The organism is Opitutaceae bacterium TAV5 (assembly GCA_000242935.3).
Classification (GTDB): domain Bacteria; phylum Verrucomicrobiota; class Verrucomicrobiia; order Opitutales; family Opitutaceae; genus Geminisphaera.
Genome location: CP007053.1, coordinates 4,680,957 through 4,694,736, shown reverse-complemented (window position 1 = coordinate 4,694,736; position 13,780 = coordinate 4,680,957). Strand labels below are relative to the sequence as shown.

Here is a 13,780-nt window from a genome sequence, read left to right as displayed (position 1 = left end):
AGAATTTCGTCTTCACCCCTGTTCTTAATTTTCTAACGGCTGAAAATGAGCGAGTAGCAATACCCGGCATCGCGTCTGGCCCGGGCATTGCTCTTGTCCTGTCATCATCTTATGAGCAAAATCCTCGGCATCGATCTTGGCACCACCAACTCCTGCATGGCAGTCATGGAAGGCGGCGAGCCCGTGGTTATCCCCAATGCGGAAGGCGCCCGCACCACTCCTTCCGTCGTCGCCTTCACCAAGAGCGGTGAACGCCTCGTCGGCCAGGCCGCCAAGCGCCAGGCGGTCACCAACCCCAAGAACACCATCTTCTCGGCCAAGCGCCTCATCGGACGCAAATTCGCCGAAGTGCGCGACGAGGCCAAAAACCTCCCCTTCAAGGTCGTCGAAGGCAAGAACGGCGACGCCTGGATCGAAGCCCAGGTCGGCGACAAGGTGGAGCAATTCGCCCCGCAACAGATTTCCGCGTTCGTCCTTGGCAAGCTGAAGGCCGATGCCGAGGCGTATCTCGGTGAGAAAATCACCCAGGCCGTCATCACCGTGCCGGCCTACTTCAACGACGCCCAGCGGCAGGCCACCAAGGACGCCGGACAGATTGCCGGCCTCGAGGTCAAGCGCATCATCAACGAACCCACCGCCGCCTCCCTCGCCTACGGCCTCGACAAGAAGAAGGACGAAAAAATCGCCGTCTTCGACCTCGGCGGCGGCACCTTCGACGTCTCCGTCCTCGAAATCGGCGACGGCGTGTTCGAGGTCAAGGCCACCAACGGCGACACCCGGCTCGGCGGCGACAACTGGGACGAGTACCTCATCAACTGGCTCGTCGAGACCTTTAAAAAAGAAAACGGCATCGACCTGCGCAACGACCCGATGGCCCTCCAGCGCCTCAAGGAAGAAGCCGAGAAGGCCAAGATCGCCCTCTCCTCCGCGCAGAGCTACGACATCAACCTCCCCTTCATCACCGCCGACGCCTCCGGCCCCAAGCATCTCAACATCAGCCTCAGCCGCGCGAAGATGGAGCAGATCTGCGACAGCCTCTTCGAACGCTGCTTCACGCCCTTCAAGAACTGCGTCCGCGACGCCGGCCTCACCGCCGAAAAGATCGACGAACTCGTGCTCGTCGGCGGCATGACCCGCATGCCCAAGGTCGTCGACATCGCCCGCCAGCTCGCCGGCAAGACCCCCCACCAGGGCGTCAACCCCGACGAAGTCGTCGCCATCGGCGCGGCCGTCCAGGGCGGCGTGCTCAAGGGCGACGTGCGCGACGTGCTCCTCCTCGACGTCACCCCGCTCACCCTCGCCATCGAGACCATGGGCGGCGTGGCCACGCCGATGATCGCGCGCAACACCACCATCCCGCACAAGAAAACCGAGCGCTTCTCCACCGCCGCCGACAACCAGCCCTCGGTCGAGATCGTCGTCACCCAGGGCGAGCGCCCCATGTCCCGCGACAACAAGGTGCTCGGCACCTTCAAGCTCGACGGCATCCCGCCCGCTCCCCGCGGCACACCGCAGATCGAGGTCACTTTCGACATCGATGCCAACGGCATCCTCCACGTCACCGCCAAGGACAACGGCACCGGCAAGGAACAGAAGATCACCATCCAGGGCTCCTCCGGCCTCTCCAAGGAAGAAGTCGAGCGCATGACGAAAGACGCCGAGGCGCACGCCGCCGAAGACAAGAACCGCGCCGAAGCCGTCAAGACGCGCAACGAACTCGACGGCGCCGTCTTCTCCCTCGACAAGGCACTCAAGGACGGCGGCGACAAGCTCCCCGCCGACGTCAAGACCAAGGTCGAAGGCGCCCTCGCCGAAGCCCGCAAGGCGCTCGAGTCCAATGACGACGCGCAGATCAAGGCCGCCCTGGAAAACCTCCAGAAAACCGGCGCCGAGTTCTACGCCCAGGCCAGCCAGGCCGCCGGCGCGGCCGGTGGCGGTTCGCCCTTCCCGGGCGGCTTCCCCGGAGCCGACGCCGCCGGCGGCGCTCCCGGTGCCGACGCCTCGGGCAAGACCGAAAAAAAGGCCGACGTCGTCGACGCCGATTTCGAAGTCGTGGACGAGAAGAAGGACGACAAGAGCTGACCCTTTCTCCCCCTTTCGCCAGCCGCACCGCCGGATATCCTCCGACACGCGGCTGGCGTCGTTGAAAAACCGATACAAGAAACAAACTCCGTCAGACCAAACCCGAACAACAACCATATATGGCCAAAGTCAAAATCAAGCCCATCGGTGATCGCGTCCTCGTGAAGCACATCGAAGAGAAAGAACAAGTCCGCGGTGGCATCATCATCCCGGACTCCGCCAAGGAAAAGCCCCAGGAGGCCGAGGTCATCGCCATCGGCACCGGCAAGAAAGACGAGAACGGCAAAGCCGTCGCCTTCGAAGTGAAGGTCGGCGACAAGGTTCTCATCAGCAAATACGGCGGCACCGAAGTGAAGATCGAGAACGAGAAATTCACCATCGTCCGCGAAGACGACATCCTCGGCGTCATCGCCTGAGCACGCCGTCCGTCAGTCCGATAACCAACTACCAAATTCTAACTTCCAAATTCCAAATACATACATATGGCCGCCAAACAACTCCTCTTCGATGAGGCCGCCCGTCAGAAAATCCTCCGTGGTGTCGAAGTCCTCGCCCGCGCCGTCAAGGTCACCCTTGGTCCCAAGGGTCGCAATGTCGTCATCGACAAGAAATTCGGCTCGCCCGCCGTCACCAAGGACGGCGTGACCGTCGCCAAGGAAGTCGAGCTGCCCGATCCCTACGAAAACATCGGCGCCCAGCTCGTGAAGGAAGTCGCTTCCAAGACCAACGACTCCGCCGGCGACGGCACCACCACCGCCACCGTGCTCGCCGAGGCCGTCTACAAGGAAGGCCTCAAGCACGTCACCGCCGGCGCCAACCCGATCTACCTCAAGCGCGGTATCGACAAGGCCGTCGAGGCCGCCGTCGCCGATCTCGCCAAGGCCTCCAAAAAGGTCAACGCCCGCGAGGAGATCCGCCAGGTCGCCACCGTCTCCGCCAACTGGGACACCACCATCGGCGAGATCATCGCCGACGCCATGGACAAGGTCGGCAAGGACGGCACCATCACCGTCGAGGAAGCCAAGTCCATCGAGACCACCCTCGACGTCGTCGAAGGCATGCAGTTCGACAAGGGCTACCTCTCGCCCTACTTCGCCACCAACCAGGAGAGCCTCGAAGCCGTCCTCGAAGACGCCTACGTGCTCATCCACGAGAAGAAGATCAGCTCCCTCAACGAGCTCCTTCCTCTCCTGCAGGCGGTTTCCAAAACAGGAAAACCTCTCCTCATCATCGCTGAAGACGTCGAAGGCGAAGCCCTCGCCGCCCTCGTGGTGAACAAGATCCGCGGCGTGCTCAACGTGGCCGCCGTCAAGGCTCCCGGCTTCGGCGACCGCCGCAAGGCCATCCTCGAAGACATCGCCGTCCTCACCGGCGGCAAGCTCCTCACCGAGGACCTCGGCATCAAGCTCGAGAACGTCACCGTGGCCGACCTCGGCAAGGTCAAGCGCGTCGTCATCGACAAGGAAAACACCACCATCGTCGAAGGCGCCGGCAAGTCGTCCGACATCCAGGGCCGCGTCAAGCAGCTCCGCCGCCAGATCGACGAGACCACCAGCGACTACGACCGCGAGAAGCTCCAGGAGCGCCTCGCCAAGCTCGCCGGCGGCGTGGCCGTGATCAACGTCGGTGCCGCCACCGAATCCGAAATGAAAGAGAAGAAGCAGCGCGTCGAGGACGCCCTCCACGCGACCCGCGCGGCCGTCGAGGAAGGCATCGTCTCCGGCGGCGGCGTCGCCCTCCTGCGCACCGCCAAGGCCATCGACGCCGTCGTCGCGACGCTCGAAGGCGACGAGAAGCTCGGCGCCGGCATCATCCGCCGCGCGGTCGAGTCTCCTCTCAAGCAGCTCGTGGCGAACGCCGGCCTCGAAGGCGCGGTCGTCGTCCAGCAGGTGCTCTCCAGCAAGGGTTCCAACGGCTACAACGTGGCCACCGGCGCCTACGAAGACCTCGTGAAAGCCGGCGTGGTCGACCCGACGAAGGTCACCCGCATCGCGCTCCAGAACGCGGCATCCATCGCCGGTCTCCTCCTCACCACCGAAGCCATCATCACCGACGCTCCGGAAGACAAGAAGGCCCCGGCCGCCCCCGCCCCCGGCGGTGGCATGGACTACTGAGTTCCCGCCCGAGACGGGAAGCCGGCCACCCGCGGCCTCTTCCCGGTCAACGCTCACCAGAGCCGGCGCCCACCAGGGCGCCGGCTCTTTTTGTGCTTCCCCTTTTGGCAAACCTTTCCATCCCCTGCGTCCGCCCTCCTCATCCCCGGACAATCAACCCGCATCCCTTGCCATGTTGCGCCCTCCCGTTCCCGTCGCTCCGCTCGTGGCACATCCCATGCTGGCCTCGCGGCAGTGACCAACTGCCAGATTTGCGCGGAGAACGCCGCCTCCGCAATGCCGCCCGACACGACCGGCGGACGGGCTCTCCAGCCGCCGTCATGCCGCCTCGTCGGCGAACTCGACCTCCTTCATGAAATCGTCGAGGCCCTCGGCGAGGGCGGCGAACTGCACGAGGCCACCCGGCGCATGTTCGCCAAGCTCGCCGATACCAAACACCTCCGGCGCGGCCTCCTTACCATCCTCAATCGCGAAACCGGCAACCTCCTCATCGAAGCCCTCGATCCCGAAGCCGGACCCGGCGCCGCCAAACAGGCGCCCCGCTCGCCCGCCCCGGCTCCCTGTCGCGTCGGCGAAGGCATCATCGGACGCGCGCTCGCCGACGGAGGTGCCCGCTGCATCCCCGACCTCCACACCCTGCCACCCGGCGATTTCAGCCCGTGGGAAAAAACCTGGTTCGGCGACCTCTCCGGCCCGGCCGCCCTGCTGATCGTGCCCATCCGGCACGGCGAGGAAGTCCTTGGCGCGCTCAGCTTCATCCGCCCGCCCGCGCCTCCTGCCATTATCGAAACCGACCTGCGCTTTCTCGCTCTCGTCGCCGGCCAGGTCGGCCTCGCCGTGCGCTTCCGGCAAATCACCCAGGAACGCCTCGACACCCTGCGCCAGGAAAACGAACGCCTCCAGGAGCAGATCAAGCGCAGCTTCATCCCCGAGGGCATGATCGGCAAATCCTCCGCCATGCGCATGGTCTATTTCCACGTGGACCAGGTCGCCGACAGCAAGACCACCGTCCTCATCCGCGGCGAGACCGGCGTCGGCAAGGAGCGCGTGGCCCAGGCCATCTGGCAAGGCGGCTCGCGCAAGAACCGCCCCTTCGTCCGCGTCAACTGCGCCGCGCTCCCCGAAAGCATCATCGAGAGCGAACTGTTCGGGCACGAGAAAGGCGCCTTCACCGGCGCGCTCGCCCTGCGCAAGGGCCGCTTCGAACTCGCCCACACCGGCACGCTTTTTCTCGACGAGATCGGCGAGATCTCCATGGCCACGCAGGCCAAGCTCCTGCGCGTGCTCCAGGAAGGCGTCTTCGAACGCGTCGGCGGCGCCCAGCCCATCAAGGTCGACGTGCGCGTCATCACCGCCACCAACCGCAACCTCGAGGAGATGATCGAACAGGGAAAATTCCGCCTCGATCTCTATTATCGCATCAACGTCTTCCCCATCTACGTGCCGCCGCTGCGCGAGCGCCGCAGCGACCTGCTCGAGCTCTCTGACCATTTTCTGGAAAAATATTCGCGCCAGAACGGCAAGCGCGTGGTCCGCATTTCCACGCCCGCCATCGACATGCTCATGGCCTACCACTGGCCCGGCAACGTGCGTGAACTGGAAAACATCATCGAGCGCGCCGTGCTCCTCGCGCAGGACGGCGTCATTCACGGCTATCACCTGCCGCCCACGCTCCAGACGGCCGAGTCCTCCGGCACCGCCTCGCCGCAGACCCTCCAGGAAACGCTCGATGCCGTGGAGCGCGAGATGATCGTCGAGGCGCTCAAGTCGAGCCGCGGCGTCATGGCCAGGGCCGCCCGCCAGCTCGGCATCACCGAGCGCACCATGGGCCTGCGCGTGAAGACCCTCGCCATCGAACCCCGCCGCTTCCGCGAGGACCCCGACCTTTCCGCCTCCTGATCGGGAAAACGGGGCGAACCGGATTCCTTTAACCACGGAGCACCTGGGTAAAATCAGGAAAAGAGAGCCCGCGAAACACACGAAAAGACACGAAAAAAATACCGGAACCGGATGGATTCGTCTTTCGTGTCTTTTCGTGTGTTTCGTGGGCCACTCTCTGTTTCTGTTGAAAGCGCCCCGCCTGATCCGCGGTCAAAAAAGGAGTTCCCATCCGCCCCGGTTTGCCTGTTACGTGGGCGCATGACCGAAGCCGAGCTCACCACGCTGATCGAGGATGCCACGTTCGACTACACGATGGGCGACCTCGACGCCGCTGTCGGAAAACTGCGCCGCGCCACCGAAGCCGCGCCCGCCTCCTTCGAGGCATGGCACGCGCTGGCCGAGGTGAATTTTCACGCGCGCCGGTTCGACGACGCCCTCGCCGCCGCCGGGCATGCCCATGCGCTGCGCCCCGACGATCTCCTCATCAACACCACGCTTTCACGCATCTGGATGGAAAAAGGCGACAAGACCACCGCCGAACAATTCGGTGCCCGGGCCCGCATCCTCGGCTGGAAAGACCAGCTCAAAAATCCCGGCGCCAGCGACGACGCGGTGAACTGAAAAATTCCATTTTCCGATCGCTGCCCTGAATGTCGGGCACGCCGTTCTTGACTGGCGTTATCCATTGCTTCCCATCTTCTTGCGTAAACAATCAAAAGGGCAATCCCTCCGCATCCTCTCCGGTGTCACTACACCCCGGTTTCCTGTCTACATTCGAATTGGAAATGACGGTTTCATAAGGAACGGAGCCGGCGAAAACGATCCGGTGTCATCCCGAGTTTTTGGCGAAAAGCAGTGCATAGATGCCGCTCGTTCGAAAAACCGCACGCCAACGCCACCGCTTTCAACGGTGCCGGGGACTCCAGGAGGCGACCATCGCTCGGTTCTGCGAACCGCCCTGTCCCTTGACGCCGTGCAACGCTGTGCTCAACAAGTGCAGCATGAAAAAGCGGATCACCATCCGGGAAATCGCAGCCCGCGTCGGCCTGCACTATTCCTCCGTTTCGCTCGCTCTGCGCAACGATCCCTGCCTCCCGGAAAAAACGCGCGCGAAAATCAAGAAACTCGCCACCAAAATGGGCTACGTCCCCGACGCCGCCCTCGGCGCGCTCGCCGCCTACCGCAACTCCCGCCGCCCCCATCCCGTCCACAGCGAACTCGCCTACCTCACCGACCGCGCTCCCGACGAACCCTTTTCCGCTGCCATCCGCCACTACGCACAAAAACAAGCCGCCCACCTTGGTTACAACCTCGTTGAATACAACCTCGCCAGCGGCGACACCCGCGACCTCCACCGCCTGCAGGCCATCTGGTGGAATCGCGGCGTGCGTGGCATCATGATCGGTCCCGTGGACACCCCTGCCCCCCTGGCCGGAGTGACCTGGGAAAAATGGCCCGTTGTCGCCTATGGCTACACTGTGCCCGAACCCCATTTCAACCGGGCGGTGCTGGATCATTTCCAGAACATGCTGCTCCATCTGAAACTGCTCCGCGAAAAAGGCTACTCGCGCATCGGCTTCATTCTTCTCCCCAACATCGAACACAACACCGCCGGCCGCATTCATGCCGCATGGCTCTACGATCATCAAATTTTGCATCCCAAGTCAGTCCCGATCCCCATTCTCGACCACGATCCACAGAATCCGAATGTAATAGAAAAATGGATACAGTCAAACAGCATCGACGTCATCATCGCTTATCTGGAGCAATACGACCTCCTTGCTGCGCGCGGCTGGCGGTTTCCCGAAGATATCGGTTTTTCCCTGCTCACTCGAAAAAACTATCACAAGCAGGGTGTAAAAATTTCCGGATTCGACACCAAGACGGAAAGCCTCGCCGCCAACACCATTCACTTCCTGGTTTCCCTCATTCACGAACAAGCCTGCGGCGTCCTCGACATCCCGCGCCACTACATGATCTCCGGCAAATTCCACGAAGGCGAAACCCTCCGTCCTACTCCACGCCAGACGCCTGCCAAAAAACGCAACATCATCGCCTGATATCACGAATGTTCACGTTCTTTGACGTTTTGAGTGGTCCCCTGCCTTGAACGGGGGGCGGACCCCCTGTCCGCAGGCGGGACGTATGCGTGTGCGTTTCCGCAGAGGCGACGCTGCGCGTCGTCGGCGGACAGAGGTGTCCGCTCTCCACTGATGATTCTCGCCTTCCGTTCTTACTCAACAATTTGAGTTGCGCAAGCATTGCCCGGCGGAAATTCCCACGGCATAAGGTTGGCCACCATGAAGTCACCCAGTTCATCATTCCCCGTACCCACCACGCCCGCCTCGGGTGTTTCGCTTGCCACCCAATTCACAACCGCAGCCCTGCTCGGTGCCATATGCCTGACTTTGCAGCCGTCAACTCAAGCAGCGACGGCACTATGGAGTCCATCGGGAGCATCAACCAACCTTGGCGGAGCAACCAACTGGAGCCCCAGCGTAATCCCCGGCACCACGGACGAAGTGCTCTTTTCGTCCGTTACTACCAACCTGACAACGGCGGACGCCTTGACGTGGGGAAATCTGATCTGGAATGCCGACACCTCCACGACCATTTCGATTTCGAACACCCCCAGCAGTAACAAGCTTCTGACGCTCAGCGGAGGCGGTGGCAGCACGGCCGCGATTGCCTCCGGAGGGCAGACCGGCGATTTGCTTCTGCTCGGCAACAACATGACAAACGGCACCCTGACGATTTCCGGCACCCCCAATCAGAATGGCGCCCGGTTGATCATAGCCCTCGGAAACGATGGTGCATTCAATGTCAAAAACACCGCGGCCACCCTGATAATCACCAGCGAAATCCGTGGTAACAACGTCAACCTCGCCAAGACCGGTGCCGGCACGCTCACCCTGAGTGGGGCCAACACATTCGGCACCGACGCTGGCAAAACCTTCACCATCTTCGATGGCACCGTGAATGCCAACAGCGCCACCTCCCTCGGACGGGGTGATGTGATCCTTGCAGGCGGCAGACTCACCATCAACGAAGCCGCCACCGGCTCAATCAACATCAGGTCCGGCAAGACATTTTCCATGAGTGGCGGCACACTGAGCTTCTCCTTCGAAAATACCTCCAGCCACGATCAGATTGTCAGTCTCGGCGGAAACGTCACCTTTGGCATCACCGGCGGCACCATCGACCTCACCAACAGCATCTCCGACTACAGCGTGACCTACACCCTGTTCAAAGACTTCGGCTCCGGTTCCATCGCTGATCTCCAGATCATCAATTACGACACCGCCAACTACACCGCCAGCCTTGGCAGCAACGGCGTCCTCTCCTTCATGGCCAACACCGTTCCCGAACCCTCCACCTGGGCGGCAATCACCGGCGGCCTTGCACTGGCGCTCGCCACCTTGCGCCGTCGCGTCAATGCCCGGAAAACCTCTGAAACCTGAAATTCCAGCAAGGTCACGTGACTGCCCTCCCACGGCAGTCACGCCCATCCCCCTCCTCATCCTCCCCGATCATGAACCTCCCCCTGTCCATCCTGTTATCCCTTCTTTCCACGGCACTCGCCCTCGCGTCCTCACCCACGGACACCACACTCTGGACCGAATACACCCACACCCCCGACACCCATCCCAACATCCCCAATTGTTCATATTCAGGATACAACTACGGAGAAAAAACACTTCCATCCGCCGCTGATCTCGCCGCGCTCCCGCTCCATGACGTCACCCGTTACGGAGCCAAAGGAGACGGAGCCACCGACGACAGCCTTGCCATCCGCGCCGCCCTCCAGTCCGTCGATCCGGACAAAGGCGGCGTCGTATATTTTCCCAACGGTAAATACAATGTCAGCCAAGCCCTCTTCGTTCACACCAGCCGCACCGTTCTCCGGGGCGAAAGCCAGAGCGGCACCGAAATAATTTTCACCCAGCCGCTCGACCGTGCATATGGAACATTCAACTACACTGCGTCCGCCACCGGGATACCTGCCTCCCGCTGGCTGTCCGACGGCGGCCTTATCTGGTTTTCTCCAAAAGAACGCGGTAACACATGGCGACCCGAAGGCGTCCCGCTCGATTCTCCCATCGATCGTAAAAGCTACCGATTCCGCTGGCTCACCACGGGAGAAACATTCAACGTAACCAAACCATCACGACGAGGCGACCGCACCCTCATCCTCGCCCCCGGCGGTGCCGCCGCCCCGCGCCCCGGCGACATGGTGCTCCTCCAGTTGATCCATCCCGCTGATTACTCTCTCGCCAAACACCTCGCGGGCGACGGCCCGTGGGCAGACTCCTTTCCCTGGGTCGCCCCTCCCGGACAACACAGGGGCATGCCCTGGCCCGACATAAAATCACTCACCTGGCCTGTCGAAGTCACCGCTTATGATTCCGCGACTGGCGTGCTGACGCTTCGCCAGCCACTTCGCTTCGATGTGCGCCCCGAATGGAAACCCACACTCCAACGCATGGGCACCCTCCTCCGCGAAAGCGGCATCGAAAACATCACCCTACGCTTCAACCGCGCCTACACATGGACATTCGCCATGCACCATCAGGAAGAAGGCTGGAACGCCCCCTACTTCAACAACGCCATCCACTGCTGGCTGCGCGACGTCACCATGATCGACATGGACAGCGGTCCCAACCTTACGCAGGCCAAAAATATCACCCTCACCCGCTTCACCCTCACCGCCAGCCGCCCCGAAACCCAGGCGCATCACCACGGCACCATCACCCGTTCCAGCAGCCATGACAACCTCATCAGCGACTTCCGCATAGACAGCCAGCCCTGGCACGGCCTCAGCTGCGATTCCCATTGCAGCGGCAATGTCTGGACACGTGGCGACCTCAAACACGGAACCTTCGATTTGCACCGCAGGGAACCCTTCGAAAACATCTTCACCGACATCACCCTCGTCACCAACGACGGTTTCCACGGCGGCCTTGGCGGGCCGATCATGGGAGCCCGCTTCGTTAACTGGAACCTTCGCTCGCCCTCCGGAAGCAACTACATCGTCGGCTGGGCCGATCTCATGCCTCAAGGAGCCATCGTTGGACTGCAAGGATCGCAGCCCGACTGGCATCGCACCCGGGGCGACCAAGTCCCTGCCGGCGCCCAATCCGGATGCCGCATCGAAAGCACCGGCCAGATTCCCAATCCCGCCAATCTCTACGAAGCTCAGCTCCGGCTCCGTACCCAAAAAACCACCACACAATGAAAACCATCCGCCTCCATGATACCTCCGCCGGTTTCACGCTCATTGAACTTCTCACCGTGGTCGCCATCATCGGCATCCTGACCGCGATCATTATTCCGACCGTTGGCAAAGTCCGCGAATCCGCCCGCGCTGCGCAATGCGCCAGCAACCTCCGCCAAATCCAACTCGCCAACATCCTTTACTCGCAGGACAACGGAGGCAAATACGCTCCCGTTGAAGTCTCCGGGCCGGGTCTGGACGACCATCCGGAGCGAAAGTGGGTTGTTAACAAAAACCTGTATGGCTATCTCTCCCCCGTGCAAACGACCGCGGCCAAATGGCCGGTCAAGTTTCTCTGCCCCACCAGCGTGGCCGCGGGCAACTCCCCGGAGGAAAATCCCGGCAACTACGCCGCCCGTTCCTACGGCTACAACAGCACCGGGAAAAACAGTTCCAGCTACACCTTCCGGCAATTCGCTCAAAACGAAATTGCCCGTCCCTCCACCTCCCTCGCTTGGGCCGATGCCATGGACTGGAAAATCGACCAGACCGGTGCCGACAAATACGTCGAATCCATCCCTGTGATGAAGTCCGTTATGACCGGTCCCGTGGACTACACCAAAGCCGTCGCTTACCGGCACGGCAGCAAAACCAACATCGCCTTTTGGGATGCGCACGTAAAACGCCTCCGACGCCAGGACGTCATCGTGAACAGCTCCGGCGCCAACCAGCAACTCTGGCAAATCCTCCAGTAAAACCAGCACCGAAACAGCCGGAATAACCGGCCCACCCTCTCCCTCCTCCCCATTCCGTCCAATTCCCTGCGGGCAACAGGAAAACCACACGCTGCCTGCACTCCATTTTTAATGAAAACCGTCCGCCCGCTCATACTCTTCGATCCGCATCCGCGTCCACTGAACCTGATTTTCGACGCGGCGACCAAGGCTCGCCTCGAATCACTTGGCGAGGTCATCTGGCACGATGGCCCGCCCGCCCCGCCGGAGCACATCGACCGTTATCTGCCCGAAGCCGTGGCGCTCATCGGCCAGTCCCCGCTACCGAAAGAACGCCTCGATCGCGCGCCAAAGCTGAAAGCCGTCTTCAATGTCGAGAGCAATTTTTTGCCCAACATCGACTACATCGAATGTCATCGTCGCGGCATCCCCGTGCTCTCCACCGGCCCCGTTTTTGCGAAGCCGGTTGCCGAAATGGCGCTCGGCCTGGCATTGGCCTCGGCACGGCGTATCCATGAGGCGGATGCGGCCATTCGCTCCGGCACGGAAACCCTCTACGGGGAAGGCGACAACCATGACTCGTTCCTTCTTTCCGGGAAAACGCTCGCCCTGGTGGGCTTTGGCAACCTCGGCCGGGCACTCCTTCCCCTGCTCAAGCCGTTTGGCGGGGAAATACTCGTCTGTGATCCGTGGATACACCCGACCGTTCTTCGTGAATCGGGTGTCACTCCGGCATCGCTGGAGGAATGTTTCCAGCGCGCCTCCGTCGTTTTCCTGCTGGCGGCCACAACGACGGAGAATTCCGGGGGGATCGACGCCCGCTATTTCAACCGCATGAGCAAGGGAAGCATCGTCGTTCTCGCCAGCCGGGCCGGTATTGTGAACTTCGACGCACTGCTGGATGCCGCCGCATCCGGCCACATCCGCGCGGCGATCGATGTCTGGCCCGAGGAACCCGTCCCCCCGGGCCATCGCGCCCGCTCCACGCCCAACACGGTTTTGCAGGCGCACCGCGCTGGTAATATCAATGAAATCTGGCCCTGGATGGGCCAGATGGTGGTCGATGACCTGGAGCAGATCCTGAAAGGGCTGCCTCCACAACGCTGCCAGCGCGCCCAACTCGAAACCGTTGCGAGAATCCGCAGCAAACCGGTGTCATGAGCCTGCATCTCCAGCTTCCTGACCGTGATTTCGGCGGCTACATTTTTGATTGCGACGGTACCCTCGCCGACACGATGCCGCTGCACTACCGCGCCTGGGCGCAAGTCGTGGCCGAAGCAGGCAGAAACTTTCCTCGCGAGCTGTTTTATCGCTGGGGCGGACGCCCCGGCGCCGAGATCGTTACCTCGCTCAACGCCGAATACCACCTGCAACTCGACGTCACCGAAACCGCGGAACACAAAGAGAGGTATTTTCTTGAACTCATCCACGAAGTGAAACCCGTCGAGGAAGTCGTCTCCATTGCCCGCCGGGTTCACGAAAGAGGTCACCTCCTTGCCGTGTGCTCCGGAGGTTATCGTGAATTTGTCGAAATCACGCTCGATGCCATCGGCATCAAAAATCTCTTCGACGTCATCGTCTGCGCCGAAGATTACACGAAGGGGAAACCCGCTCCCGACTGCTTTTTCACCACCGCTGAACGGCTTGGTGTTCCGCCGACCGATTGTCTGGTGTTTGAGGACAGTCCCGCAGGCATCGCCGCCGCCCGCGCCGCCGGCATGGCATGTGTCGTTGTTCCGGAGCATTTCAAATGA

General features: G+C 61.8%; 11 protein-coding genes. All 11 read left to right on the top strand.

Annotated features, from left to right (window positions below; translation table 11 throughout):
- Positions 1-111: 111 nt before the first annotated feature.
- The 11 genes from dnaK to OPIT5_19940 all read left to right on the top strand — a co-directional run bounded on the left by dnaK (position 112) and on the right by OPIT5_19940 (position 13,780).
- The gene (gene dnaK, locus OPIT5_19990) at positions 112-2,082 is read left to right on the top strand and encodes a molecular chaperone DnaK (GenBank protein AHF92189.1); all 1,971 of its coding nucleotides are present in this window, start codon (positions 112-114) and stop codon (positions 2,080-2,082) included.
- Between the two features lie 119 nt (positions 2,083-2,201).
- Entirely contained in the window at positions 2,202-2,498 is a 297-nt protein-coding gene (locus OPIT5_19985; GenBank protein ID AHF92188.1) for a molecular chaperone GroES, read from the top strand.
- Between the two features lie 66 nt (positions 2,499-2,564).
- Positions 2,565-4,196: a molecular chaperone GroEL gene (gene groEL / locus OPIT5_19980; protein AHF92187.1), complete on the top strand. Its 1,632-nt coding sequence runs from the start codon at positions 2,565-2,567 to the stop codon at positions 4,194-4,196.
- Positions 4,197-4,472: 276 nt separating this feature from the next.
- Positions 4,473-6,095 carry a Fis family transcriptional regulator gene (locus OPIT5_19975; GenBank protein ID AHF92186.1) on the top strand — a complete coding sequence of 541 codons (1,623 nt, stop codon included), beginning with the start codon at positions 4,473-4,475 and terminating at the stop codon, positions 6,093-6,095.
- Between the two features lie 240 nt (positions 6,096-6,335).
- The gene (locus OPIT5_19970) at positions 6,336-6,698 is read left to right on the top strand and encodes a hypothetical protein (GenBank protein ID AHF92185.1); all 363 of its coding nucleotides are present in this window, start codon (positions 6,336-6,338) and stop codon (positions 6,696-6,698) included.
- Between the two features lie 380 nt (positions 6,699-7,078).
- Positions 7,079-8,137 carry a transcriptional regulator gene (locus OPIT5_19965; GenBank protein ID AHF92184.1) on the top strand — a complete coding sequence of 353 codons (1,059 nt, stop codon included), beginning with the start codon at positions 7,079-7,081 and terminating at the stop codon, positions 8,135-8,137.
- A 240-nt stretch (positions 8,138-8,377) separates the two neighbouring features.
- The gene (locus OPIT5_19960) at positions 8,378-9,538 is read left to right on the top strand and encodes an autotransporter (protein AHF92183.1); all 1,161 of its coding nucleotides are present in this window, start codon (positions 8,378-8,380) and stop codon (positions 9,536-9,538) included.
- A gap of 71 nt (positions 9,539-9,609) precedes the next feature.
- Positions 9,610-11,313: a hypothetical protein gene (locus tag OPIT5_19955; protein AHF92182.1), complete on the top strand. Its 1,704-nt coding sequence runs from the start codon at positions 9,610-9,612 to the stop codon at positions 11,311-11,313.
- Complete coding sequence (locus OPIT5_19950) at positions 11,310-12,047, top strand: hypothetical protein (GenBank protein AHF92181.1); 738 nt, start codon at positions 11,310-11,312, stop codon at positions 12,045-12,047. The genes OPIT5_19955 and OPIT5_19950 overlap by 4 nt, the downstream gene beginning before the upstream one ends.
- A gap of 111 nt (positions 12,048-12,158) precedes the next feature.
- Positions 12,159-13,187 carry a hydroxyacid dehydrogenase gene (locus OPIT5_19945; GenBank protein AHF92180.1) on the top strand — a complete coding sequence of 343 codons (1,029 nt, stop codon included), beginning with the start codon at positions 12,159-12,161 and terminating at the stop codon, positions 13,185-13,187.
- Positions 13,188-13,189: 2 nt separating this feature from the next.
- A complete protein-coding gene (locus tag OPIT5_19940) occupies positions 13,190-13,780 on the top strand; it encodes a haloacid dehalogenase (GenBank protein ID AHF92179.1) in 591 nt (196 codons plus the stop codon).